Raw genomic sequence first — 20,098 nt, 5'->3', positions numbered from 1 at the left:
TAAAAAACCCGGCTTTTGCCGGGTTTTTTGTTGCTTGAGGGTCTTAGGTCAGATCATAACGATCCGCATTCATCACCTTGTTCCAGGCGCTGACAAAGTCACAGACAAACTTCTCTTTGGCATCGTCCTGAGCGTAGACCTCGGCGTAAGAACGCAAGATCGAGTTTGAACCAAACACCAGATCCACCCGGGTTGCGGTCCACTTCACTTGTCCGGTACTGCGCTCGCAGATTTCGTAAAGGTTTTTGCCTGCTGGATTCCAGCGGTACCTCATATCGGTCAGGTTGACGAAAAAGTCATTGCTCAGCACCCCTTCGCGGTCGGTAAAGACACCATGTTGGGTTCCCCCATGGTTGGTGCCGAGCACCCGCATGCCGCCAATCAGTACTGTCATTTCCGGTGCGGTCAGTCCCATCAACTGACTGCGGTCGAGCAGCAGTTCTTCCGCCGAGACCAGATAGTCCCGCTGCAACCAGTTACGGAAGCCATCATGCACCGGCTCCAGCACGGCAAAGGATTCTGCGTCAGTCATCTCCTGAGTGGCATCGCCCCTGCCCGGTTTGAATGGCACCGTGATATCGACACCGGCATCCTGCGCTGCTTTTTCTACCGCCGCAGTGCCGCCCAGCACAATCAGGTCTGCCATGCTGACGGTTTTGCCAAAACCGGATTGAATCCCCTCCAGTACAGTCAGCACCTTCTGCAGTCTGGCGGGTTCGTTGCCTTCCCAGTCTTTCTGCGGCGCCAGCCGGATTCGCGCGCCGTTGGCGCCACCCCGGTAATCAGATCCGCGGTAGGTGCGGGCACTGTCCCAGGCAGTGGAGACCAGTTCGGAAACACTCAGACCGCTGGCCAGAATCCGGGCCTTCAGGTCGGCAATATCCGCATCTGTCAGGCTGTAATCCCCGGTGGGAATCGGGTCCTGCCAGATCAGGTCTTCGGCGGGCACATCCGGTCCCAGATAACGGGATTTAGGGCCAAGGTCACGGTGGGTCAGCTTAAACCAGGCCCGGGCGAAGACATCCGAAAAATACGCAGGGTCCTTGTAAAAGCGCTCAGAGATCTTGCGGTATTCCGGGTCCATCTTCATCGCCATATCCGCATCGGTCATGATTGGATTCAGGCGGATGGAGGGATCTTCCACATCAACCGGTTTATCTTCCTCTTTGATGTTCACCGGCTCCCACTGCCAGGCGCCGGCCGGGCTTTTGGTCAGCTCCCAGTCATAGTTGAGCAGCAGGTGGAAATAACCGTTGTCCCATTGAGTCGGGTGGGTGGTCCAAGCGCCTTCAAGGCCGCTGGTCACGGTATCGCGGCCAATACCACGGGTCACTTTGTTATTCCAGCCAAAACCCTGATCTTCAATCGGTGCAGCTTCAGGTTCCGGGCCAAGATTCTCTGCATTGCCGTTACCGTGCGCTTTACCTACGGTATGACCACCGGCGGTCAGGGCGACTGTTTCTTCATCGTTCATCGCCATGCGGGCAAAGGTAACACGAACATCCTGCGCCGTTTTGAGTGGATCAGGCTTGCCGTCCACCCCTTCCGGGTTTACATAGATCAGCCCCATCATGACCGCTGCCAGCGGGTTATCCAGATCGCGCTCTCCGGAATATCGGCTGTTGGGGTTGTCTGTGGGCGCCAGCCACTCTTTTTCTGAGCCCCAGTAGGTATCCTTTTCCGGGTGCCAGATATCAGCACGACCGCCGGCAAAACCAAAGGTTTTCAGTCCCATTGATTCATAGGCCATATTGCCTGCAAGGATGATCAGGTCAGCCCAGGACAGTTTGTTGCCGTATTTCTGTTTAATGGGCCATAACAGCCGACGGGCTTTGTCCAGATTGCCGTTATCCGGCCAGCTGTTGAGCGGGGCAAAACGCTGGTTGCCGGTGCCTGCACCGCCGCGGCCATCAGCCACGCGATAGGAACCAGCCGCGTGCCAGGCCATCCGAATCATCAAACCGCCATAATGGCCCCAGTCGGCGGGCCACCATTCCTGACTGTCGGTCATAAGGGCTTTCAGGTCATTTTTGACTGCCGCCAGATCCAGCGATTTAAACGCCTCAGCGTAGTTAAAAGAGGTCCCTAACGGATTCGTTTTGGTGTCGTGCTGATGCAGGATGTCGAGATTCAGCGCATTCGGCCACCAGTCATGAATATCGGTGCCGCTGTTACCCACCCTGGTGTGCGCGCCGTGCATAAAGGGGCATTGGCCAGTGGATGTCTCGTTATTGTTGTTCATCATGCTCTCCTGAGTCGGTCTATGGAAACGCGTCGTGCACTTCCTGACTTTGTCTGAGTACTAGTTATAGTCAGCAATTGAGCGTGGATGAAATTGATCCTGTTTCTAAGCGTGATTGCTTTTCTCAATCAGAAACAGCGGAATCGGGAAAAATGCTTATTAATCAGGGTGTCATGCAGATGTAGGGATGCGCTGAGAGATCAGAGAGAATTCCCGGCAGAGCGCTCTGCCGGGAGGTAGTGGTGGTCTGGTGTATCAGTCCGGTACATCCGCTGAAGTCGGTACAACCGCGGATGGCAGATCAGACAATGCAGCCAGAGCAGCTTCATGAATCTGCGCCGAAGGCAGTGCCTGGCCTGTCACCTTGGATGGCAGAGAACGGGTTGCTGTTGCAGATGCCACCACGGTTGGGTTGTAGCCCAGACTGAATGCGCCACGGGCGGTGGAGTTAACACACATATGCGACATAAAGCCCACCAGAATCAGGTTGGATACACCGGCCTGTTTTAACAGATCATCCAGTTCGGTCTGGGTGAAGGAGTTCGGGTAGTTCTTGGTGATGACGGCTTCACCTGCCTGCGGTGCCACAGCGGCTGCGATCTGACCAATATGACTGGAAACATCATACGGTGTGCCTGGGCCTGCATCGTGCTGAATATGAAAGATGGGACGCCCGGCCTTACGGAAACGGTCCAGTAGCGTTTTACACTCTTCCAGTGCGGCTTCCACGCCATCCAGTTTCATGATGCCTTCACAGTAGGTGTTCTGGGCATCAATGATGACCAGCGCGGAATCGCTGATTGGGGTGGCGTTGTTGCCGAGACCCACAAGGTCCCGCAGGGTGGTCAGGTCGCTCATAGCATGTCCTCTTTTTATCGTCGCTTGGAGACCCTCTTTGAAATTGTTCAAAGAAAGGTTGGTTATTATTGGCTCTATTCTGTTTGTTATTAGCGTCCTATACTGCGGGCTAAACTGGCATAAAAGAAGCTCAAAGTGACAAAAAATCTGATTCAGATTGGTATCGTGCATTATCCGGGTGCTCTGCTCTCTGCCGTACAAGGGATGGCAGAGCAGTTTTATCTGGCTAATACCATCTGCCACCAGCATGAGTGGGACGGCGTTTTTAAAACGCATATCTTTGACGGCTTGCAGATCAATCAGGGTGTGATTGATGAAACTGCACCGTTGCAGGTGATTATCCTGCCGCCCTGTCTCGATGATAGCTATTACCTCAATCCCGAGCAGAGTCTGCTGGACTGGCTGACAAAACATCACCAAAACGGTGCCATTATCTGTTCTGTGTGTGCCGGGGCGTTTGTTTTGGCAGAAACCGGGTTGCTGAATGGACGCCGGGTCACCACACACTGGGCGTTGGCTGATGATTTTGCCAGACGTTATCCGCACATCGGGCTTGATATCAATAAATTGCTGATCAACGATGCAGATATCATTACGGCGGGTGGTTTGATGAGCTGGGTGGATCTGGGGCTGGAGCTGGTGGCTCAGTTCACTAATTCACAGATTATGCGTCAACTGGGACGTTTTCTTATTGTCGATACAGGCCCGCGGGAACAGAGTTATTACCAGAGTTTCACGCCAAAACTGGATCATGGTGATGAAGCGATCATCAGAGTTCAGCATCAGCTGCAGCGTGACTTTCAGAACACGGTGGTAATAAGGCACCTGGCTCAGCTGGCACACCTGACCGAACGCACGTTTTTGCGCAGGTTTGTCAAAGCGACCGGTCTGAAGCCGACCCAATATCTGCAGCACCTGCGAATTCAGAAAGCCTGTGAACTGATTGAAACCAGTGCTACCTCAATCGAACGTATCGCCACGGAAGTGGGTTATGAAGACTTGAGCGCGTTTCGCAAAACCTTTATCAAAATCACCGGCCAAACCCCCAAGGAATTTAAAAAACGTTTTGTGCGTTAAATGTCGCAGCAGGCATAACCATCACGGCTGGCTATAGCCGGCCTTCCCGTTTTAGTCGCCGTGTTACCCAATGATGATATAACCGGCTTACCAGTGGGCGGATTACGGGTAAACCGATCAACCAGCCAAGCAGCCGGTATTCTGGTATACGCGCCATTAATACCCGGTACGCATCCAATTCTGAGAGGATCTTGTTGTCGGCAGTGCGAATATGCAGCTCGGTCAGTGCCTTGCGTGGCTCAATGCCCAGCGCCTTTAGTTCATCATCGCGTCCGGTGATATCAAACCACTCAACCTCCGTTCCCGGCTGAGGGTCCTTAGACTCATACTGCTGCCGGTCACGTACACAGCGTGGACAGGCGCCATCGTAGAAAACGGTGATTTTATTGTTTGAATCATTCATCCCATTTCAAATCTTATGCACGTGTTCGTTATACATTTTAGAACTCTGTGGGAATAAGTGGTTCGTTTATTTTGATAGTTTCGTTTATTTCGTTTGTGCTAGCATTCCATATATAAAGATCGATTTATACGATCATGCAAAAGAAGGAGTATTGGTCATGCCTGCTCAGAAAATAGTCCAATTGCCTACCCCGGCAGAGGTAGAGCAAGCCAAAATATCAAGTCGCACCTTGTCTAAATATGCAGATGTTGACCGGGTGCAGCTATCACTGCGAGGCAGTAATGGTGAATCTGACGATTTAGTGTTGCCCGGTCATGTCCTGCAAATTTTGTTAGATGTATTGGCAGAGATGTCTAAAGGTAATGCCATCAGTTTGATACCTCACCATCAAGAGGTGAGTACACAGGAAGCTGCCAACTTACTTAATGTGAGTCGTCCCTTTCTGGTGGGTTTATTGGAAAAAGGAGACATTCCATTTCGCAAGGTAGGCGCTCATCGTCGTGTGTTATTGAATGATGTACTAACCTACAGGGATCGGACGGCACAATTAAGAGAGCAGGCTCTGGACGAGTTGGCGGCCCTGTCTCAGGAAGAGGATATGGGATATTGATTCCCCGTGAGTAAATTTACCGTTGTATACGATGCCTGTGTGCTGTATCCCGCACCTTTGCGGGATACGCTCATGCGGCTGGCGTTAACGGACCTGTTCAAAGCCCACTGGACGGATAAAATACATGAAGAATGGATCAATGCTTTACTCCGCCAAGGCAAATTTACACCAGAAGCTCTGGAACGAGTACGGGATTTGATGGATGCTCATGTCAAGGACGCCAAAGTAACTGGCTATGAGTCTTTAATTGAGACGTTACAACTCCCCGATCCTGATGATCGCCATGTGTTAGCTGCAGCGATTCGTTGTGGAGCCGATGCGATTATCACCTTCAATATGAAAGATTTTCCTCCAGATGCCTTGGCTCCGTACGGTATTGATTTGTTACATCCGGACGATTTTATTTATTACCAAATTGATATGGCTCCTTCCGTTTGTTGTTCAGTGATCAAAAAACAGCGAATGGCACTAAAGCATCCACCTGTTGCAGTAGATGAATTTCTGGCTACGTTACAAAAACAACAACTACCGCAGGCAGTTTCAAAGCTCAGGGAGTTTTGTGAATTTCTTTAATTCTTCGGTTTCTTGGTCCTGAGGGGAGAAAGTGGTTGAAATGAGTGTATGGGAAACGATTCTTTCTGGACAGGGATTCTGGGCAGTTGCTGGTTCTGTTGTTGGTGCAATTTGTGGCTGGTTGCTTTCAGGGTTGTCTGAAAGTCGTGCGTACAACAAAAAGATAAAGCGTAATAAAAAAGCGTTGCTGCATGAGCTAGACGATATTCTTGAAGCGTTAACAGATGCGGAAATCTGCTACGAATACATGATAAAGATGTACGCTTTGGGTGGTGTTCCTGGATACGCGCCGCCAACAATTAGCAACCCTATATTCAAGAACTTTTACATTGAAACTATGCTGGATTTGCCTGCTTCCCAGTGTAAATCATATGAACTTATTGATTTGCAACTCTCATATGTCAATCAAGACATCGCACGTATTGCAGATTTCATCGCAAGTAAAAAGGAAGATCCCGATAGTGTACTAGAAGACTGGGAAGGCATCCTCAGACCAGCTTGTCATAATGTCAGGATGACCCTGTGGCATGTTAACTACCATTTGAATAATAAAGCTTTTCCATCCCTCAAACACTGGACTAAAGAGCATCAACAAATGCTTGAGGAGTACAAAACAGCACCAAGTAAGGTGGATGAGTTGATTGAGTATGCACAAGAAAATATGAGTAGAAGCGACTTTGAATTTGATGGAGTAACTCCGGTAGCCATAAAGTGAGTGGCTGCCGGAGTTTTTTATACTCAATATAGCATTACAGGCTACACACGAAAGAGCCATCCAGGATACTCAGGCGCTTCTTCACCGACATGCCCCAGCCTGCAGGCGGTGAAGAGCATTGCTGCCTCATGTGCGGCTACTGTAGGAGGAATTCTTCCGGCTACATCGAACGCATCGTCTAACAGACACAATGTCTCGATTCTAAGAAAACCTACATCCTTTCCTGAATTGATTTTAACGAGCATCTCTATATTTAGTGCTGCTTGGACTGCTGCAATAAATTGAGATGTTTTTGATGAATTTATAGCCATGAATTTTCGTTCCTTCTTTGATGTTAGAAGGTTTTAAATTAACTTCTAAACAGAGTGTCGTCTGTTAAAAAAACACCATTCCTAATGGTGTTCTAATTTGCTCATCAGTAATGTTGGCAAAGGATATGTCGGCGCAGAAGCTGATCTGAATAAAGTGATGTGTGTTCGGAAATAGATTTGAGTAAATACCTATCCCAACAACAGCGCGTGGTTATAGTAGGATTGGCGGATTGAGCTTAATTTCTTTAGGAAATTAAGTCCCTGCGGGCTTCGAAAGCGGAGCTTTCTCGTCGCAAAATGCTTCTGTGGGCGCATTTTGTCGAACCAGATTGGTGGTTCTCATCCAGCCTCCCGCACAAAACAAAAAGCCCCGCTGATAGCGAGGCTTTAAGTTTTGGTGCCCGGAGGCGGAATCGAACCACCGACACGAGGATTTTCAATCCTCTGCTCTACCGACTGAGCTATCCGGGCAACTCAAGTGGCGCGTATTAAACCGTTTCCGCCGAAAGGTGTCAAGCGCCTGATAACAAAAATTATTTTGAAGGTGGAACGTAGCCTTCAGCCTTCTCGTAATCTTCGCCATCCATGAATTTTTCCATCTCTTCCTGCAGGAAAACACGGGTTTTGGGGTCCATCAGGCTGAGGTGTTTTTCGTTGATCAGCATGGTCTGGTGGTCGGTCCATTCCTGCCATGCCTGCTTGGAAACAGTATCAAAAATTTCCTGACCTTTCGGGCCCGGATAAGGTGGGCGCTCCAGTCCTTCCAGTTCCTTTTTGTATTTACGGCATAACACGGTGCGGCTCATTTAATTCTCCAGCCTTAAAGCGGGTTGGCGGGCCAGTTGCTGCAGTAGTTTTTTCACAGGGGCAGCCAGGCCGACATTTTGCGGTTGGCGTAAGTTATACCAGAGCAGCGGCCCGGCTTCCATGACACAGTCTGTGGGGTCTTTCAGTTTGGCCAGCACCGGGGTGATATCCAGATGGAAGTGACTGAAGGTATGGCGTAAGGGTGCCAGCGGCTGAAAAGCGGTTTCATCAGCGATCAGACCGGTGGCTGCGGTCAGGTCTCTGAGGTCCTGAGTTTCGGGCAGACTCCATAATCCGCCCCATAAACCGCTGGGAGGACGTTGATAAAGCAGTACGCTCTCTTCCGCCAAATCCTGAAACAGCAGCATATGGGTCTGTTTAACCGGCAGCACTTTTTTCGGCCGGGGGGCAGGCAGTTCATGCGTGCGTTGTTGTGCCAGGGCCTGACAGGCTGCTTGTAATGGACACTCGGTGCACTTGGGTTTGCTGCGGGTACAGAGCGTGGCGCCCAGATCCATCATCGCCTGAGTGTAATCGCCTACCCGGTCAGCCGGCGTGTTTTGACTGGCATAGTGCCAGAGCTTTTGCTGGTTGGCGGTGGTGCCGGGCCAGCCGTCCAGTGCATAAAAACGTGCCAGTACACGTTTTACGTTGCCATCGAGAATGGGGGCATGTACGCCTTTGCTGATCGAGAGAATGGCCCCGGCAGTTGAGCGTCCGATACCTGACAGGGTTTCCATCTCTTCTACTGTGTCCGGAAAGCTACCGCTGTATTGGTTGACGATCTGTTTTGCGGCTTTGTACAGATTGCGGGCGCGGGCGTAGTAGCCCAGTCCGGTCCAGAGGTGCAGTACTTCGTCGATAGGCGCTTCCGCCAGTGCATACACATCCGGAAAGCGTGCCATAAACCGCTCAAAGTAGGGGATCACTGTGGTGACCTGGGTCTGCTGCAACATAATTTCAGAGATCCAGGTCGGGTAGGCGGATTTGTCCCGTTGCCAGGGCAGATCATGCCGGCCATGCTGGTCAAACCAGCACAGCACGGCATGTTGGAATTGTTCAGGGGTCATTAGCGGCCCAGTAACCCCTTCAGTTTGTCGCCCAGTTTGCCTTTCAGCTCTTCGTTGACCTTCTCTTCAACCTTGGCTTTGGCTTTTTCTTTCACTCGTGCTTTCAGGGCATCAGTGATCACGCTCAGATCCGGTTTGCACAGTTTCTGCGGTGGGGTGGCAAAACCGCCTTTACAGTTGATGGGGATCTCCACATTTTCCAGCGCATCCGGGAATGAACAGGTTTCCTGGAACAGGTTCTTTTCTACCTTGAAGCCCAAACGGTAATCCAGTGTCTGTTGTGGCAGGTTGACCAAGCCCCGACCATTCAGCGCCATGGCATCCAGCTGTGCAGTCAGGTCATTGTTGTTGATCACGCCATTGGTGATTGGCAGGGTGGCACTGATATTGGCAAACGGCGTTGAGCGATCCACTTCCTGCGTGTCGATACCCAGACTGCTGACATTGTTCATCGCCTGACAGACGCTCTGGGCGGCATCAATGCCTTTGATCTCACCATCGCTCAGCTTGATGTTTGAAGTGCCGGTAGCGGTGTTTACAAAGTCATATACCGAGTTGCCGCGGGTGGTGATATCAGCCTGAGCGTTCAGCGTGCCGGTCAGCTTATCCACCTGAGCCACTGCCATCAGCATGCTGCCCATATCGATACCACTGATGTTTTTGCGCACGCGCAGGGTCGGTTTGGCACTGCGAAGGTCAAGCTGCGCGCTGTTACGCAGGGTGCCTTTATACATATCCGCATTCAGCTTGCTGGCATTGATTACGCCGTTGTGGGCGCTGATCGCCAGATCAATATTGCTGATGTCGAGGCCGCTGACTTTGAGTGACTGCAGACCAATGGTGCTGTCCAGATTCAGTGGTTTGAGGGTATCAACCGGGATCACCGGGTCTTTGGAATACGTGGCCGGAACGCCAGCAGCCGGTTTGCTTGCTGGCGAGCCTTCGCTGGCTGGCGGCATGTAACGGTCAGCATCCAGACTGTCGCCCTTCAGATTAAGCGTGATGCCGGAAGTGGCCAGATTAAAGCCTGCGTTGCCGTTGAAGGTGGTGTCGTCCAGCTTCAGAGTCAGGCTTTTAGCCGTGACAGTGTTGGCAGGTCCGCCCAGTTCGGCATTCAGGCTGACTTTTTGTAGAGCGCTGGAATCGGCAGTTTCTACTTTGGCCTGACCGAGGGCACCCAGCAGTTTATTCAGATCAAACTCCGCCAGATTGAGGGCACCGGTGACGCTGGGTTTGGCGAAATCAGATACCGCCAGTTTGCCTGTAGCCTTGAGATTGGCCATGGCAAGGGTCAGGTCGGTAATCTCAGCCTGCTGCTTGTTCAGGTCTGCTTTCAGGTTAGCCTGCGTGGTAAAGTCGAGGCTGTTGCCGCCCAGCGGTTTGCCGCTGAGGGTCAGTGCTGAATCCAGGCCTTTCAGCTCATACAGCTGCTTTTCCAGATCCAGCAGGATTTCGGTTTTAAGTTGGCTGACCACTTTGATCTGGCTTTCGCCAGCCTGTTTCTGTTCCAGCGTAAAGCCCAGTTCCAGCGGGAAGAACGCACCGGTAACGACCTGACCAGAGGTGAGGTTAAGATCTGTAATCAGCGCTTCCATGCCGCTGGCCAGATCCTGATAACTCACCTTGCCGTTTTTAATTTCGATACTTTCGATATCCAGCGCCAGAGCTGCGCCGCCAGTGGTTGAAGCGGCATCCGGAGCTGTTTCAGTTTTGGTGGAGGCTTTGGCACTGCCGGTCCAGTTATTTGAGCCATCCTTGTTCTGTACCAGCGCCAGATCAAGTCCTTCAACCAGTACACTTTTCATCTCGACCTTGCCGGAGAAAAGGGCCAGCAGTTTGACCGATACCTGCGCCTGATTGAGGCTGGCCAGTTTAGGTTTGCTTGGATACTTTACGTCGATCTGGTTGACTTCCAGGCCCAGCCAGGGGAATACCGACCAGCCAATGTCACCATTGATCTTGAGTTCAATACCGCCTTTATCGAGAGCGGCCTGTTCGATCTCCGGTTTGTATTCGTTGGGGTCAAAAAATGCGCCCAGAATGGCACCGCCAGCGACCACCAGAACGATGATCAGGGCGGCTAAGCCAGCAAAGACCTTGAGCAAAACCTTCATTATTCTCTCCTTGGTATTAACCTTGTTGTCTGAGCATAACCAGAAACGTTTAATTTTCAATGTTATCAAGCATGACTGTTCAGAGTTGTGTGGCCGGTAAGTGCATGGTTTCTGGGATGGTTGTATAATTCCGGCTTTGATTTGATTAGCGGGAGAACAACATGGCAGAACGTACCGCCACGGTCAGCCGGAATACTCTGGAAACCCAGATTACAGTTGCTGTGAACATTGATGGCACTGGCAAGTTCCGTGCAGAAACCGGCGTGCCCTTTCTGGAACACATGATGGAGCAGATCTCCCGCCATGGTCTGATTGATCTTGAGATTGACGCCAAGGGTGACAATCACATTGATGATCACCACACGGTTGAAGATATCGGCATTACGCTGGGTCAGGCCTTCAAGGAAGCGGTAGGTGATCGTAAAGGGATTACCCGCTACGGTTATGCCTATTGCCCACTGGATGAAGCGCTGTCCCGCGTAGTAGTGGATTTCTCCGGCCGTCCCGGTCTGGACATGAAGGTGGAATTTACCCGTGCCAGCATCGGCAAACTGGATACTCAGTTGTTCTGGGAGTTTTTCCAGGGCTTTGTGAACCACGCTGGTGTTACCCTGCACATTGATAACCTGAAAGGGTTTAATGCGCACCACCAGGCCGAAACCATCTTCAAGGCGTTTGGCCGTGCCCTGCGTCAGGCGCTGGAATTTGATCCGCGTGCGGCTGGCACCATGCCATCTACCAAGGGGTGCCTCTGATCGATGGCCAGTGTTGCAGTAATTGACTATGGCATGGGCAACCTGCACTCGGTTGCCAAAGCACTGGAAACGGTGCAGCCCGGTGTTGAGGTCCGTGTGACTGCGGACCCCGCGCAGGTGGCCAGCGCCGACCGGGTGATTCTGCCCGGAGTCGGCGCGATTCGCGACTGTATGGCAGAGATGCTGAAACGGGGCGTGGACCGTGAGGTGGCGCAGGCCATTGCCTCCGGCAAACCCTTTCTCGGCATCTGTGTTGGCATGCAGGCCCTGATGCAGTCTTCTGAAGAGAATGGCGGCGTGGAATGCCTGTCACATTTTGACGGTCAGGTCCGCTACTTTGGTGATGACCTGCGTGAAAACGGTGAACGCCTTAAGGTGCCGCATATGGGCTGGAATGAAGTCCACCAGTCGATCTCACACCCGCTCTGGGCTGAGATTGAGCAGGACAGCCGTTTCTACTTTGTGCACAGCTATCAGGTGCAGTCGGCGCAGCCTGAGCTGGTGGCTGGTACCTGTCATTACGGCATCGATTTTGACGTGGCCCTGGCGCGCGATAATGTCTTTGCAGTGCAGTTTCACCCGGAGAAAAGCTCGCGGGTGGGTTTGCGGCTTCTGAAAAATTTCCTGAACTGGAATGGTCAACCCTGAGCGGCTTTTCAGGGCCGCTCAACGCGTGAGGTTTTAACATGGCATTGGCGAAACGCATTATTCCCTGTCTGGATGTGGAAAATGGACGGGTGGTGAAAGGCGTCAACTTTGTCGATATCCGTGATGCGGGTGATCCGGTGGAAGTTGCCCGTCGGTATGATGAGCAGGGTGCGGACGAAATCACTTTTCTGGATATCACTGCCACGCATGAAGGCCGTGACACCATGGTCGAAACCGTTGAGCGGATGGCATCTCAGGTGTTTATCCCGCTGACAGTCGGTGGTGGTATCCGTACCTGTGAAGATATCCGTACCATGCTGAATGCCGGTGCAGATAAGGTCTCTATCAACTCCGCAGCGGTGACCAACCCTGATTTTGTCCGTGAAGCGGCCGAACGTTTCGGTTCACAGTGCATCGTGGTCGCTATTGATGCGAAGAAGGTGTCTGCAGCGGGCGAACCAGATCGCTGGGAGATCTTTACTCACGGCGGCCGTAAACCGACCGGACTGGATGCCATTGAGTGGGCGAAAAAGATGGTAGGTCTGGGCGCGGGTGAGATCCTGCTGACCTCCATGGATCAGGACGGTGTTAAAAACGGCTATGACATCCCACTGACCCGTGCCATCAGTGATGCGGTGAATGTGCCGGTAATCGCATCGGGTGGTGTGGGTAATCTGGATCATCTGGTGGAAGGCTGTATCGAAGGCAAGGCAGATGCGGTGTTGGCGGCGTCGATCTTCCATTTCAATGAGTACAGCATTCCCCAGGCGAAAGCCTATATGCGTGAGAAGGGAATTGAGGTGCGGCTTTAACTAGCCGGACACAAAAAGGGCCGTCAGTGACGGCCTTTTTTATGCCGGGACCGATCAGATATCGAAGCTGTAGTTCATGATCAGGCGGCTGGATTTACCGTCATCGCTCATGTCGAGATGAACGAATTCAAATGACCATGCATCATTCAATTCGTATCCGGCGACAAAGTTCCACTCGTTTTCCTGCTGGTCCAGATCCAGATGGTAAACCGCCAGTGTCAGTTGATCGATGCCGCTGTATTCAACACCCAGTCCGAAAGCTTTTTCATCTTCAACGCCTTCTATGGTGTGATCATCGGCAGAGGTAAAGTAAGGGCCGCCACCTAAGCCGTTAATCACGGTGCCGGAAACCCTGTTGTAAGTGGCACTGAAGGTCAGGTCGGCAATGTTGACACTGGCCAGTAACCCCCAGACATCTCCGTCATTGCCGGAGTTGTCTGCGGTTTCATCATCCTGTGAGCCGAACTGCGCACCAAGGGTAAACGCGTCGGTTTCATACAGGGCTTCAGTGTAAAACCAGCTTGCCAGATCGTCGGCATAGTAATACCAGGCCTGCAGGCCGAGGTTCTCAATGCTGTCATTGTTGATACCGGCTACAAACAGGCCCTCATCGTCATTAATGCGATTGAAGTCTTCCGGTCTGTCTGCGCCGACACCGGACCAGCGATCCAGCCAGGCCAGTGTGACTTCAGTATGGGCAAAGCTGGTATTGGTCAGCATGGCGCCCTGGAAGGTGTTCGGAATCATGCGGATATCATCGGTATCGGCATGGGGGGAGTCGAACAGAAAACGCCCCACTTTAATCTGGTGGTATGGAAATTCGAATTGAATGTAGGCTTCGCCCAGAATGGTGTAGCCACTGCCTTTGGAGTCAAAGAATTCATTGTTATCGTCATGACTCAGTTTCTGGGTGGTGTATAGCGTGGCTCCGGCTCGAAAACCGCTCTTCTGCGGTGAGATAAAACCAAACTTGCCACCAATCGCTGTGGCGCTGGTGTTGTCTCCATCTGCGTCTTCGCTGCTGATAATACCGGAACGCAGATTCGCGAAAACCTCAGCGTCTTCAGCGGCGTGAACGGCACTGAACGGTGTCGCTATCAGCACAGCGACGGCGATCAAAGTTTTTGTCATGGTATGTCCTAAATTGTTATTTGTGTCCCGGCCGGAAGCCGGGCTGGGGCAACCGGATGAACCGGTATCTGATATTCGGGAGGGTTCAACTTCAACAACCTTTCTGGTTTGACGGCATCATCCAGCGGCGGTGCATGAGCGCGTAGCTCCAGCATTAAGCCTCAGAACTCGTAGCTGAGTTCAAGATTATATTTGCGTTCGTTCTGGTCTTCGCCATTGAGGTGTTGTTCTACATTAAACTCCAGCTCAAAACCGGGCAGCGGGCTTTCGTATTCCAATTCAATACGTGCCAGCCATCGCTCATCGTCTTCCCAGCCCCAGTTGCCATCATCCAGATCCTTTTCTGCGTCCAGTTCTCTCTGCCAGTATGGGCCGACTCTCAGCTCCCAGCCGTCCAGGGGAGTAATCCAGTCCAGGAATAGACCCAGTTCATATTGCTGTTCTTTTTCGGCCTCTTCCCGCCGGTCGCGGCCTTTGTTGTACCAGTCGCTGAAACGCTCCTCCTTGTATTCCAAGCGCGGCAGAAGATAGAGACTGATCCAGGGGGTAGAGTATTCCCCTTCCAGCTTTACCTTCCACTCATAGCCATCAAGGCTGCCGGAACGGGCTTTTGCGTCTTCCCGGAGTTCTGAAGCGCCATAGGCAATATGGAAGTAGCGATCATAACGGGTCTTGATCCGCCAGAGATCGGCGCCTAGAAACGGATCGCTTTTGAAGCTCAGGCCGGCACCAATAAAGCTGAGACGGTCATATTCGGTGCGCGATTTATCTTTTTTCAGCGAACCGTCTTCCCGGTATTCCCGCTCGCTGTCGCGATTCTGTTCCCAGTTGTACCCGGCCCGTAATTGGTAATCCAGCCCCATAATGGAGGGCTTAAAGCTGGCAACCAGAACGGTTTTCAGCTCAGTTTTGCGTTTTTTCTTTACCACCCGTTCGTCAAAGCTGCCACCGTCATACTTGATCTGGTTGGAACGGGCGCCGTCGGTGTAATTGAGATCGGACTTAATCTCCCAGTCGATCGCGGTCGCTGTGAGTGGAGTGGTGGCGAGGACAGCGATCAGAATAAAACGTTTAAACCGAAGCATTGCTAATCTCTTGTTTTAACATGGTGAGTAACTGATCAAGCGTCATCGGCCGTGCCAGCAGGTAGCCCTGACCAAAGTGACTGCCGAGATCCAGCACGGTCTGGCGCTGCTGCTGGGTTTCGATGCCTTCGGATATGGTATCCAGCCCCAGGGAGCGGGCCAGTGTGATAATGGTTTCAATAACCTGGGATGGCTGGCCAGGGTTTATGGCCTGGACAAAACTTTTATCAATTTTAAGGCCGTCAATCGGCAGGCTATGAAGGTAGTTCAGAGAAGAGTAGCCGGTACCGAAGTCATCGATCCAGATGGCTGCGCCGGCCTTTTTCCACTCGGCAAGGACGCGGGAGCAATCGTCGATGTTTTCCATCATGCTGGTTTCGGTGATCTCCAGATGCAGGCGGTGCCCCGGAGAAGAGAAGGCTTCAACGGTAGCGGAGATCTTTTCCTGTACCGTTTGTTCAAGCAGTGCGCCACCGGAGATATTTACTGACAGTTTGAACTGATCCAGCATCGGCCGGATTTTTTGCATATCCTTGGCAGCCTGATCCAGAACCCAGCGGGTTACCGGGGTGATCAGGTGAGTTTTTTCAATCACCGGAATAAATTCGCCCGGTGGTATTAAGCCTTTGTCCGGATGCCGCCAGCGTAACAGCGCCTCCGCACCGATGATGCGACCGGTATCCAGATTGAAAATCGGCTGGTAACAGAGAAATAGCTTTTGCTGCTCCAATGCTTCACGGATGCCTTGTTGCATCTGCAGGTGATGCGTCATCTGGTGATTTAGCTCGGGTTGATAGAAGCAGAAACGCTTGCGCCCGGAATATTTCGCGGCATACATTGCCAGGTCGGCCTGCTGCAGCAGCTCACTGCTGTTGGTGGCCATTTCCGGGTAGAGGGTAATACCGACACTGGCCGAAACATCGTAACGGACCTCATCGATGATAAAGTCCTGCTCCAGGGTGTTCTGGATCTGGCCCGCAATACTGTTGATGTCGGATTCCCGTTTGTAAGCTGGCAATGTCATGACGAATTCATCGCCCCCAAGACGCGCCAGCAGCAGACTTTCAGGTACCGGGAAATCTATCTCTTCGCCCAGGTTCTTCAGCAGAGACTGCAGGCGTTCCGCCACCATCTTCAGCAACTGGTCACCTACATCATGGCCGGCGAGATCGTTGACATGCTTGAATTCATCCAGGTCGATAAACAGGACGGCCAGTTTGTGCTGGTGTCGTTCAGACCACTGAATCAGACTGTCCAGCTCTTCAGCAAACATGCGTCGGTTAGGCAGGTGAGTAAGCGGATCAAGATAGGCCAGCTTTTCCACTTCAGCGCGTGATTCGGTGATGATCTGCTTCATATGATCCAGGGCATCACTCAGTTCACCAAACTCATCTTCCCGACCCAGATGAAAGCTCACCCGATTGTCACCGGCAGCATAGAGCCGGCAACGTTGCGCCAGCTGTTGAATAGGGCGCAGCAGGCGGCGGGAGACCTGTACCATGAGTAGGGTTGTAATCAGCAGCAGTACGGCGATAACCCCCAGCGAGGTTACCAGTATCCTGCTTCTCAATTTACGTTCATCGGAGGCCAGCTGCTGCTGCAATTTGGTTAGCTGTTGTTCGGCCCTCGGGTAGGTTAGTCCGAGCCGAAGCGCTGCAAAGGTAGCGTCTCCGGAGCTGATGGGGTGGGCAACATGAATGGTTTTGTCAATTTTAACCACCTGCCGGGTCAGGCTGGGACCGAGTCCTGAGGGCAGGAGCTGATGTACCGGTTTGCCAAAGTGGGTCAGTGCATCAGTGCCGTCGTGTAACACGTTGCCCTGTTGATCATAGATGTAGGTATAGAGCAGCTTGCCGCTGTTGTTCAGGCCGCGCATCAATTCGGCCATGCCGCTGAAGTCGTAATGATATACAGCCTCCTGCAGGTTTTCGGCCAGGGTCGAGGCCATCAATTCGGCATCGCTCATCTGCTGTTGGCGCATCAGCTCATCCAGCTGCTGCTGACTGTTGTGGATCGACTGCTCAGAGTAGTCTTCCAGATAATGCAGATTAATCAGCAGGATGCTGATGCCGGTCAACAAAATAATCCCGGTCAGCAGGCCAGTATATTTGCCGGAAATTGAGCGACTCAAGGCTGCCACCTCCGGCTGTTATGGTAGATCTCCCTCAGCAGCTCTTGCAGGTCTGCCTGAGGTTCTGAAAAGCCGGTGCTTTTTTCGTAGCGATGCAGCAGGGCTGCCTGGTTTGAATTATTGAGGTTCAGCAGGGTTTGCTTGAGAGCAGTGGCGCGTTCCTCGTTAAGGGAATCGCTGACCATTTCCAGACTGCGTGGGTAGGTCTTTGAACGGTAGATTATTCTCATTTCTGACTTCAGATCGTCAGGTACCCGGGAGCTGTTTTGCCAGTCTCCATCATTCAGGGCGCCAGCCTCTACCAGGCCAGCACGAACCCATAAGGCATTATTTGTCTCGTTACGGCTGAAGCGGTAGCCCACTTTCCCGGTCTCAACCGGCGCATTGAAGCTGTCGAGTAACTGCAGTTGCATCCCCGCCTGTTCCAGGATCATGCGGGGCAGATAGTAACTGCTAAACGAATCCGGGTGTTCGAAGGCAATCCGTTTGCCGCTCAGATCGTTGATGGTTTTAACATTGCTGTCACGGTGGCTGAAGATCAGAGTCTGGTAACTCTGCTGACCGTTTTTCCATTTGGTTAGCAGAGGCCGGGCATTCGCTTCATGAATCAGGTAGGCAGCCGTCAGCGGGGTTTCTGTAATCCAGTGTACCTGGCCCGCCCTGACCGCCTCAATCAGTGCCTGCCGGGTAGAGAACAACATGACTTCGCCATCGGTGATGCCGTAGGGATGTAGCTGTTCAGCCACATACTTCACCATCGGGCGCAGCTGTTTATAGTCTTTTTTCGGCTGGTCGCTGAGTTGTGCCAGCACCAGGCTGTCGGCGACGGCTGGTGCGGCCAGCAGAAGCAGGCCGATCAGTTTGATGCATTTGCCAAACATGTCAGAGCAGATCCACCATGGCCTGAACCAGGCGGGCAATGCCGGCATCGACTTCTGTAATCGAACCGGCCAGCATATAGGCTGGCGTGGTGACTACACGGTGGGCCGCGTCGATCACGATATCATTTACAGGACAGTTTTTATGTTTGCCGCCCATTTGCTCAATGGCTGATGCAACACCGGTATCGTTGCCGATGGTGCAGGTGACCCCTTTGCCGATCAGCAATGGTGTCAGTGCCGGTGCAATGCAGATCAGTCCAATTGGCTTGCCCGCTTCATGCATAGCGCGGCTGAATGCAACAACATCGGGGTTAGCCTGAGCATCACCGCCCTGGAGTGCGAAATCGGACAGGTTTTTAGCGGCACCAAAACCGCCGGGAATGATCAGGCCGTCATAGTCTTCCGGATTGGCATCGGCCAGGCTGATGATCTCTCCCCGGGCCAGACGGGCCGATTCCTGCAATACGTTGCGAACTTCGCCCTCAACCGGCTCTCCGGTATGATGGTTGATAACATGCAACTGCTCTATATCGGGCGCCATGCATTGATAGGCGACTCCGGTACGACTTAAATGGAGCAGGGTCAACACGGCCTCGTAAATTTCAGAGCCGTCGTAAACGCCGCAACCGGACAGAATAACCGCTATTTTTTTCATAATTATTGGAGTATGTCTCGGTTTTTAGAATAAGTGGCTCAACCACAAGGGGTTTTGCGCCCAGTCATATTCACACATCCGAAGATTACGATAAGATGTACTGCATTACCATGATGAAACCATGGTCTTTTCGATTCCCGAAATCATCAAATTGTAACTATTATCCAGTCTAATTCAGGCCAAATCAGGGAGTATCCGTGTCCTTTAACAACAGCCAACGCTTCTACCCGGAAACCCGGATGCGCCGTATGCGCGCAAACAAATTTTCCCGTCGTCTGATGCAGGAAAACCAGTTGACGCTGGATGACCTGATCTATCCTGTATTTGTTATCGAAGGCGAAAATGCCACAGAGAATGTAGCGTCAATGCCGGGCGTTCAGCGCATGAGTATTGATCTGCTGGTGAAGGAAGCGAAATACCTTGCCAGTCTGGGTGTACCTGCGATGGCACTGTTTCCGGTGACCCCGGCCAGCGCCAAAACTGAACTGGCGGAAGAAGCCTATAACCCGGATGGTCTGGCACAGCGTGCTGTCAAAGCGATCAAAGATGCCTGTCCCGAGATGGGTCTGATGACCGATGTGGCCCTGGACCCGTTCACTACCCACGGTCAGGACGGCATCATCGATGAGTCCGGCTACGTGCTCAATGACCGCACAGTGGATACCCTGATTCGACAGGCGGTGTCACATGCCGAAGCCGGTGCCGACATCGTTGCCCCCAGCGACATGATGGATGGTCGGATTGGCGGCATTCGGGATGAGCTTGAAGGGCATGGTTTTGTTAACACCCTGATCATGGCCTATTCCGCCAAGTATGCGAGTGCCTACTATGGGCCTTTCCGTGATGCGGTGGGTTCTGCAGGTAACTTAGGTAAGGGCAATAAGTACAGTTACCAGATGGACCCAGCCAACAGTGATGAAGCACTGCATGAAGTGTCACTGGACCTGGCGGAAGGCGCCGATATGGTGATGGTAAAACCCGGTATGCCTTATCTGGACATTGTGCGCCGGGTCAAAGATGAACTGAAAGCGCCTACCTACGTCTATCAGGTAAGCGGTGAATACGCCATGCATGTGGCGGCCTTCCAGAACGGTTGGCTGGATAAGGACAGCGTGATGCTCGAGTCGTTGCTGGCATTCAAGCGGGCAGGTGCCGATGGCATCCTGACGTATTTCGCCAAAGATGTGGCCGAGCTTCTTAATCAATAATGTGTCAGCCCC

At 52.3% G+C, this 20,098-nt stretch carries 20 protein-coding genes and 1 tRNA gene; 8 read left to right on the top strand and 13 right to left on the bottom strand.

The window, feature by feature from the left end:
• Window positions 1–43 precede the first annotated feature (43 nt).
• The gene (gene katG / locus P2G53_RS10435; RefSeq protein ID WP_275816938.1) at window positions 44–2,242 is read right to left on the bottom strand and encodes a catalase/peroxidase HPI; all 2,199 of its coding nucleotides are present in this window, start codon (window positions 2,240–2,242) and stop codon (window positions 44–46) included.
• A 255-nt stretch (window positions 2,243–2,497) separates the two neighbouring features.
• Window positions 2,498–3,100, bottom strand: coding sequence for a cysteine hydrolase family protein (locus P2G53_RS10430; protein ID WP_275816936.1), 603 nt, complete (start codon window positions 3,098–3,100; stop codon window positions 2,498–2,500).
• A 135-nt stretch (window positions 3,101–3,235) separates the two neighbouring features.
• Between P2G53_RS10430 and P2G53_RS10425 the strand changes: the two genes are divergently transcribed.
• Window positions 3,236–4,177, top strand: coding sequence for a helix-turn-helix domain-containing protein (locus P2G53_RS10425; RefSeq protein WP_275816934.1), 942 nt, complete (start codon window positions 3,236–3,238; stop codon window positions 4,175–4,177).
• Between the two features lie 31 nt (window positions 4,178–4,208).
• Here the strand turns inward: P2G53_RS10425 and P2G53_RS10420 are convergent, their stop codons facing one another.
• Window positions 4,209–4,580 (bottom strand): DUF393 domain-containing protein, encoded by a 372-nt coding sequence (locus tag P2G53_RS10420; RefSeq protein ID WP_275816932.1) that lies wholly within the window; start codon window positions 4,578–4,580, stop codon window positions 4,209–4,211.
• A 157-nt stretch (window positions 4,581–4,737) separates the two neighbouring features.
• Here P2G53_RS10420 and P2G53_RS10415 point away from each other — a divergent pair, with 157 nt between their 5' ends.
• From P2G53_RS10415 to P2G53_RS10405, 3 genes are read left to right on the top strand one after another with little or no spacing between them, the layout of a single operon-like run.
• The gene (locus P2G53_RS10415; protein ID WP_275816930.1) at window positions 4,738–5,190 is read left to right on the top strand and encodes an excisionase family DNA-binding protein; all 453 of its coding nucleotides are present in this window, start codon (window positions 4,738–4,740) and stop codon (window positions 5,188–5,190) included.
• A gap of 6 nt (window positions 5,191–5,196) precedes the next feature.
• A complete protein-coding gene (locus tag P2G53_RS10410) occupies window positions 5,197–5,763 on the top strand; it encodes a PIN domain-containing protein (RefSeq protein ID WP_275816928.1) in 567 nt (188 codons plus the stop codon).
• A 40-nt stretch (window positions 5,764–5,803) separates the two neighbouring features.
• On the top strand, window positions 5,804–6,478 hold the full coding sequence (locus tag P2G53_RS10405) for a hypothetical protein (RefSeq protein ID WP_275816926.1): 675 nt from the start codon (window positions 5,804–5,806) through the stop codon (window positions 6,476–6,478).
• A 41-nt stretch (window positions 6,479–6,519) separates the two neighbouring features.
• On the opposite strand, the gene P2G53_RS10400 is transcribed toward P2G53_RS10405, so the two are convergent.
• From P2G53_RS10400 to P2G53_RS10380, 5 genes are all read right to left on the bottom strand, one after another.
• Window positions 6,520–6,789, bottom strand: coding sequence for a hypothetical protein (locus P2G53_RS10400; RefSeq protein ID WP_275816924.1), 270 nt, complete (start codon window positions 6,787–6,789; stop codon window positions 6,520–6,522).
• A gap of 395 nt (window positions 6,790–7,184) precedes the next feature.
• A tRNA-Phe gene (locus P2G53_RS10395) sits at window positions 7,185–7,260 on the bottom strand.
• A 62-nt stretch (window positions 7,261–7,322) separates the two neighbouring features.
• Window positions 7,323–7,595, bottom strand: a complete 273-nt coding sequence (locus P2G53_RS10390; RefSeq protein ID WP_275816922.1) for an oxidative damage protection protein — start codon at window positions 7,593–7,595, stop codon at window positions 7,323–7,325.
• The gene (mutY, locus tag P2G53_RS10385; protein WP_275816920.1) at window positions 7,596–8,666 is read right to left on the bottom strand and encodes an A/G-specific adenine glycosylase; all 1,071 of its coding nucleotides are present in this window, start codon (window positions 8,664–8,666) and stop codon (window positions 7,596–7,598) included.
• Window positions 8,666–10,780 (bottom strand): AsmA family protein, encoded by a 2,115-nt coding sequence (locus tag P2G53_RS10380; protein ID WP_275816918.1) that lies wholly within the window; start codon window positions 10,778–10,780, stop codon window positions 8,666–8,668. The genes mutY and P2G53_RS10380 overlap by 1 nt, the downstream gene beginning before the upstream one ends.
• A gap of 161 nt (window positions 10,781–10,941) precedes the next feature.
• On the opposite strand from P2G53_RS10380, the gene hisB reads away from it, so the two are divergent.
• Genes hisB through hisF form a run of 3 tightly spaced genes read left to right on the top strand, consistent with a single transcriptional unit; the run spans window position 10,942 to window position 12,995 of the window.
• Window positions 10,942–11,535: an imidazoleglycerol-phosphate dehydratase HisB gene (hisB, locus tag P2G53_RS10375; RefSeq protein WP_275816916.1), complete on the top strand. Its 594-nt coding sequence runs from the start codon at window positions 10,942–10,944 to the stop codon at window positions 11,533–11,535.
• 3 nt (window positions 11,536–11,538) lie between these two features.
• The gene (gene hisH / locus P2G53_RS10370; protein WP_275816914.1) at window positions 11,539–12,183 is read left to right on the top strand and encodes an imidazole glycerol phosphate synthase subunit HisH; all 645 of its coding nucleotides are present in this window, start codon (window positions 11,539–11,541) and stop codon (window positions 12,181–12,183) included.
• Window positions 12,184–12,221: 38 nt separating this feature from the next.
• Window positions 12,222–12,995, top strand: coding sequence for an imidazole glycerol phosphate synthase subunit HisF (gene hisF / locus P2G53_RS10365; RefSeq protein ID WP_275816912.1), 774 nt, complete (start codon window positions 12,222–12,224; stop codon window positions 12,993–12,995).
• A gap of 54 nt (window positions 12,996–13,049) precedes the next feature.
• Here the strand turns inward: hisF and P2G53_RS10360 are convergent, their stop codons facing one another.
• The 5 genes from P2G53_RS10360 to elbB form a co-directional block, all read right to left on the bottom strand.
• Window positions 13,050–14,126, bottom strand: coding sequence for an OprD family outer membrane porin (locus tag P2G53_RS10360; RefSeq protein WP_275816910.1), 1,077 nt, complete (start codon window positions 14,124–14,126; stop codon window positions 13,050–13,052).
• A 161-nt stretch (window positions 14,127–14,287) separates the two neighbouring features.
• A complete protein-coding gene (locus tag P2G53_RS10355; RefSeq protein WP_275816908.1) occupies window positions 14,288–15,211 on the bottom strand; it encodes a hypothetical protein in 924 nt (307 codons plus the stop codon).
• Window positions 15,198–17,342 carry an EAL domain-containing protein gene (locus tag P2G53_RS10350; RefSeq protein WP_275816906.1) on the bottom strand — a complete coding sequence of 715 codons (2,145 nt, stop codon included), beginning with the start codon at window positions 17,340–17,342 and terminating at the stop codon, window positions 15,198–15,200. The genes P2G53_RS10355 and P2G53_RS10350 overlap by 14 nt, the downstream gene beginning before the upstream one ends.
• Window positions 17,339–18,223, bottom strand: a complete 885-nt coding sequence (locus P2G53_RS10345) for a phosphate/phosphite/phosphonate ABC transporter substrate-binding protein (protein WP_275816904.1) — start codon at window positions 18,221–18,223, stop codon at window positions 17,339–17,341. Before P2G53_RS10345 ends, P2G53_RS10350 begins: the two co-directional genes overlap by 4 nt.
• A gap of 1 nt (window position 18,224) precedes the next feature.
• Window positions 18,225–18,878: an isoprenoid biosynthesis glyoxalase ElbB gene (gene elbB / locus P2G53_RS10340; protein ID WP_275816902.1), complete on the bottom strand. Its 654-nt coding sequence runs from the start codon at window positions 18,876–18,878 to the stop codon at window positions 18,225–18,227.
• 197 nt (window positions 18,879–19,075) lie between these two features.
• Between elbB and hemB the strand changes: the two genes are divergently transcribed.
• On the top strand, window positions 19,076–20,086 hold the full coding sequence (gene hemB / locus P2G53_RS10335; RefSeq protein WP_275816900.1) for a porphobilinogen synthase: 1,011 nt from the start codon (window positions 19,076–19,078) through the stop codon (window positions 20,084–20,086).
• Window positions 20,087–20,098: the final 12 nt, after the last annotated feature.

It is taken from the genome of Neptuniibacter sp. CAU 1671, assembly GCF_029222905.1.
Classification (GTDB): Bacteria; Pseudomonadota; Gammaproteobacteria; order Pseudomonadales; family Balneatricaceae; genus Neptuniibacter.
The sequence above is the reverse complement of the archived record's forward strand: the minus strand, read 5'-3'. Positions and strand labels throughout refer to the sequence as shown.

Excerpts from the sequence above, each read along its gene's own strand:
- katG (WP_275816938.1), bottom strand. The coding sequence starts at position 2,242 with ATGAACAACAATAACGAGACATCCACTGGCCAATGCCCCTTTATGCAC.
- P2G53_RS10430 (WP_275816936.1), bottom strand. The coding sequence starts at position 3,100 with ATGAGCGACCTGACCACCCTGCGGGACCTTGTGGGTCTCGGCAACAAC.
- P2G53_RS10420 (WP_275816932.1), bottom strand. The coding sequence starts at position 4,580 with ATGAATGATTCAAACAATAAAATCACCGTTTTCTACGATGGCGCCTGT.
- P2G53_RS10415 (WP_275816930.1), top strand. The coding sequence starts at position 4,738 with ATGCCTGCTCAGAAAATAGTCCAATTGCCTACCCCGGCAGAGGTAGAG.
- P2G53_RS10405 (WP_275816926.1), top strand. The coding sequence starts at position 5,804 with ATGAGTGTATGGGAAACGATTCTTTCTGGACAGGGATTCTGGGCAGTT.
- P2G53_RS10400 (WP_275816924.1), bottom strand. The coding sequence starts at position 6,789 with ATGGCTATAAATTCATCAAAAACATCTCAATTTATTGCAGCAGTCCAA.
- P2G53_RS10390 (WP_275816922.1), bottom strand. The coding sequence starts at position 7,595 with ATGAGCCGCACCGTGTTATGCCGTAAATACAAAAAGGAACTGGAAGGA.
- mutY (WP_275816920.1), bottom strand. The coding sequence starts at position 8,666 with ATGACCCCTGAACAATTCCAACATGCCGTGCTGTGCTGGTTTGACCAG.
- P2G53_RS10380 (WP_275816918.1), bottom strand. The coding sequence starts at position 10,780 with ATGAAGGTTTTGCTCAAGGTCTTTGCTGGCTTAGCCGCCCTGATCATC.
- hisB (WP_275816916.1), top strand. The coding sequence starts at position 10,942 with ATGGCAGAACGTACCGCCACGGTCAGCCGGAATACTCTGGAAACCCAG.
- hisH (WP_275816914.1), top strand. The coding sequence starts at position 11,539 with ATGGCCAGTGTTGCAGTAATTGACTATGGCATGGGCAACCTGCACTCG.
- hisF (WP_275816912.1), top strand. The coding sequence starts at position 12,222 with ATGGCATTGGCGAAACGCATTATTCCCTGTCTGGATGTGGAAAATGGA.
- P2G53_RS10360 (WP_275816910.1), bottom strand. The coding sequence starts at position 14,126 with ATGACAAAAACTTTGATCGCCGTCGCTGTGCTGATAGCGACACCGTTC.
- P2G53_RS10355 (WP_275816908.1), bottom strand. The coding sequence starts at position 15,211 with ATGCTTCGGTTTAAACGTTTTATTCTGATCGCTGTCCTCGCCACCACT.
- P2G53_RS10345 (WP_275816904.1), bottom strand. The coding sequence starts at position 18,223 with ATGTTTGGCAAATGCATCAAACTGATCGGCCTGCTTCTGCTGGCCGCA.
- elbB (WP_275816902.1), bottom strand. The coding sequence starts at position 18,878 with ATGAAAAAAATAGCGGTTATTCTGTCCGGTTGCGGCGTTTACGACGGC.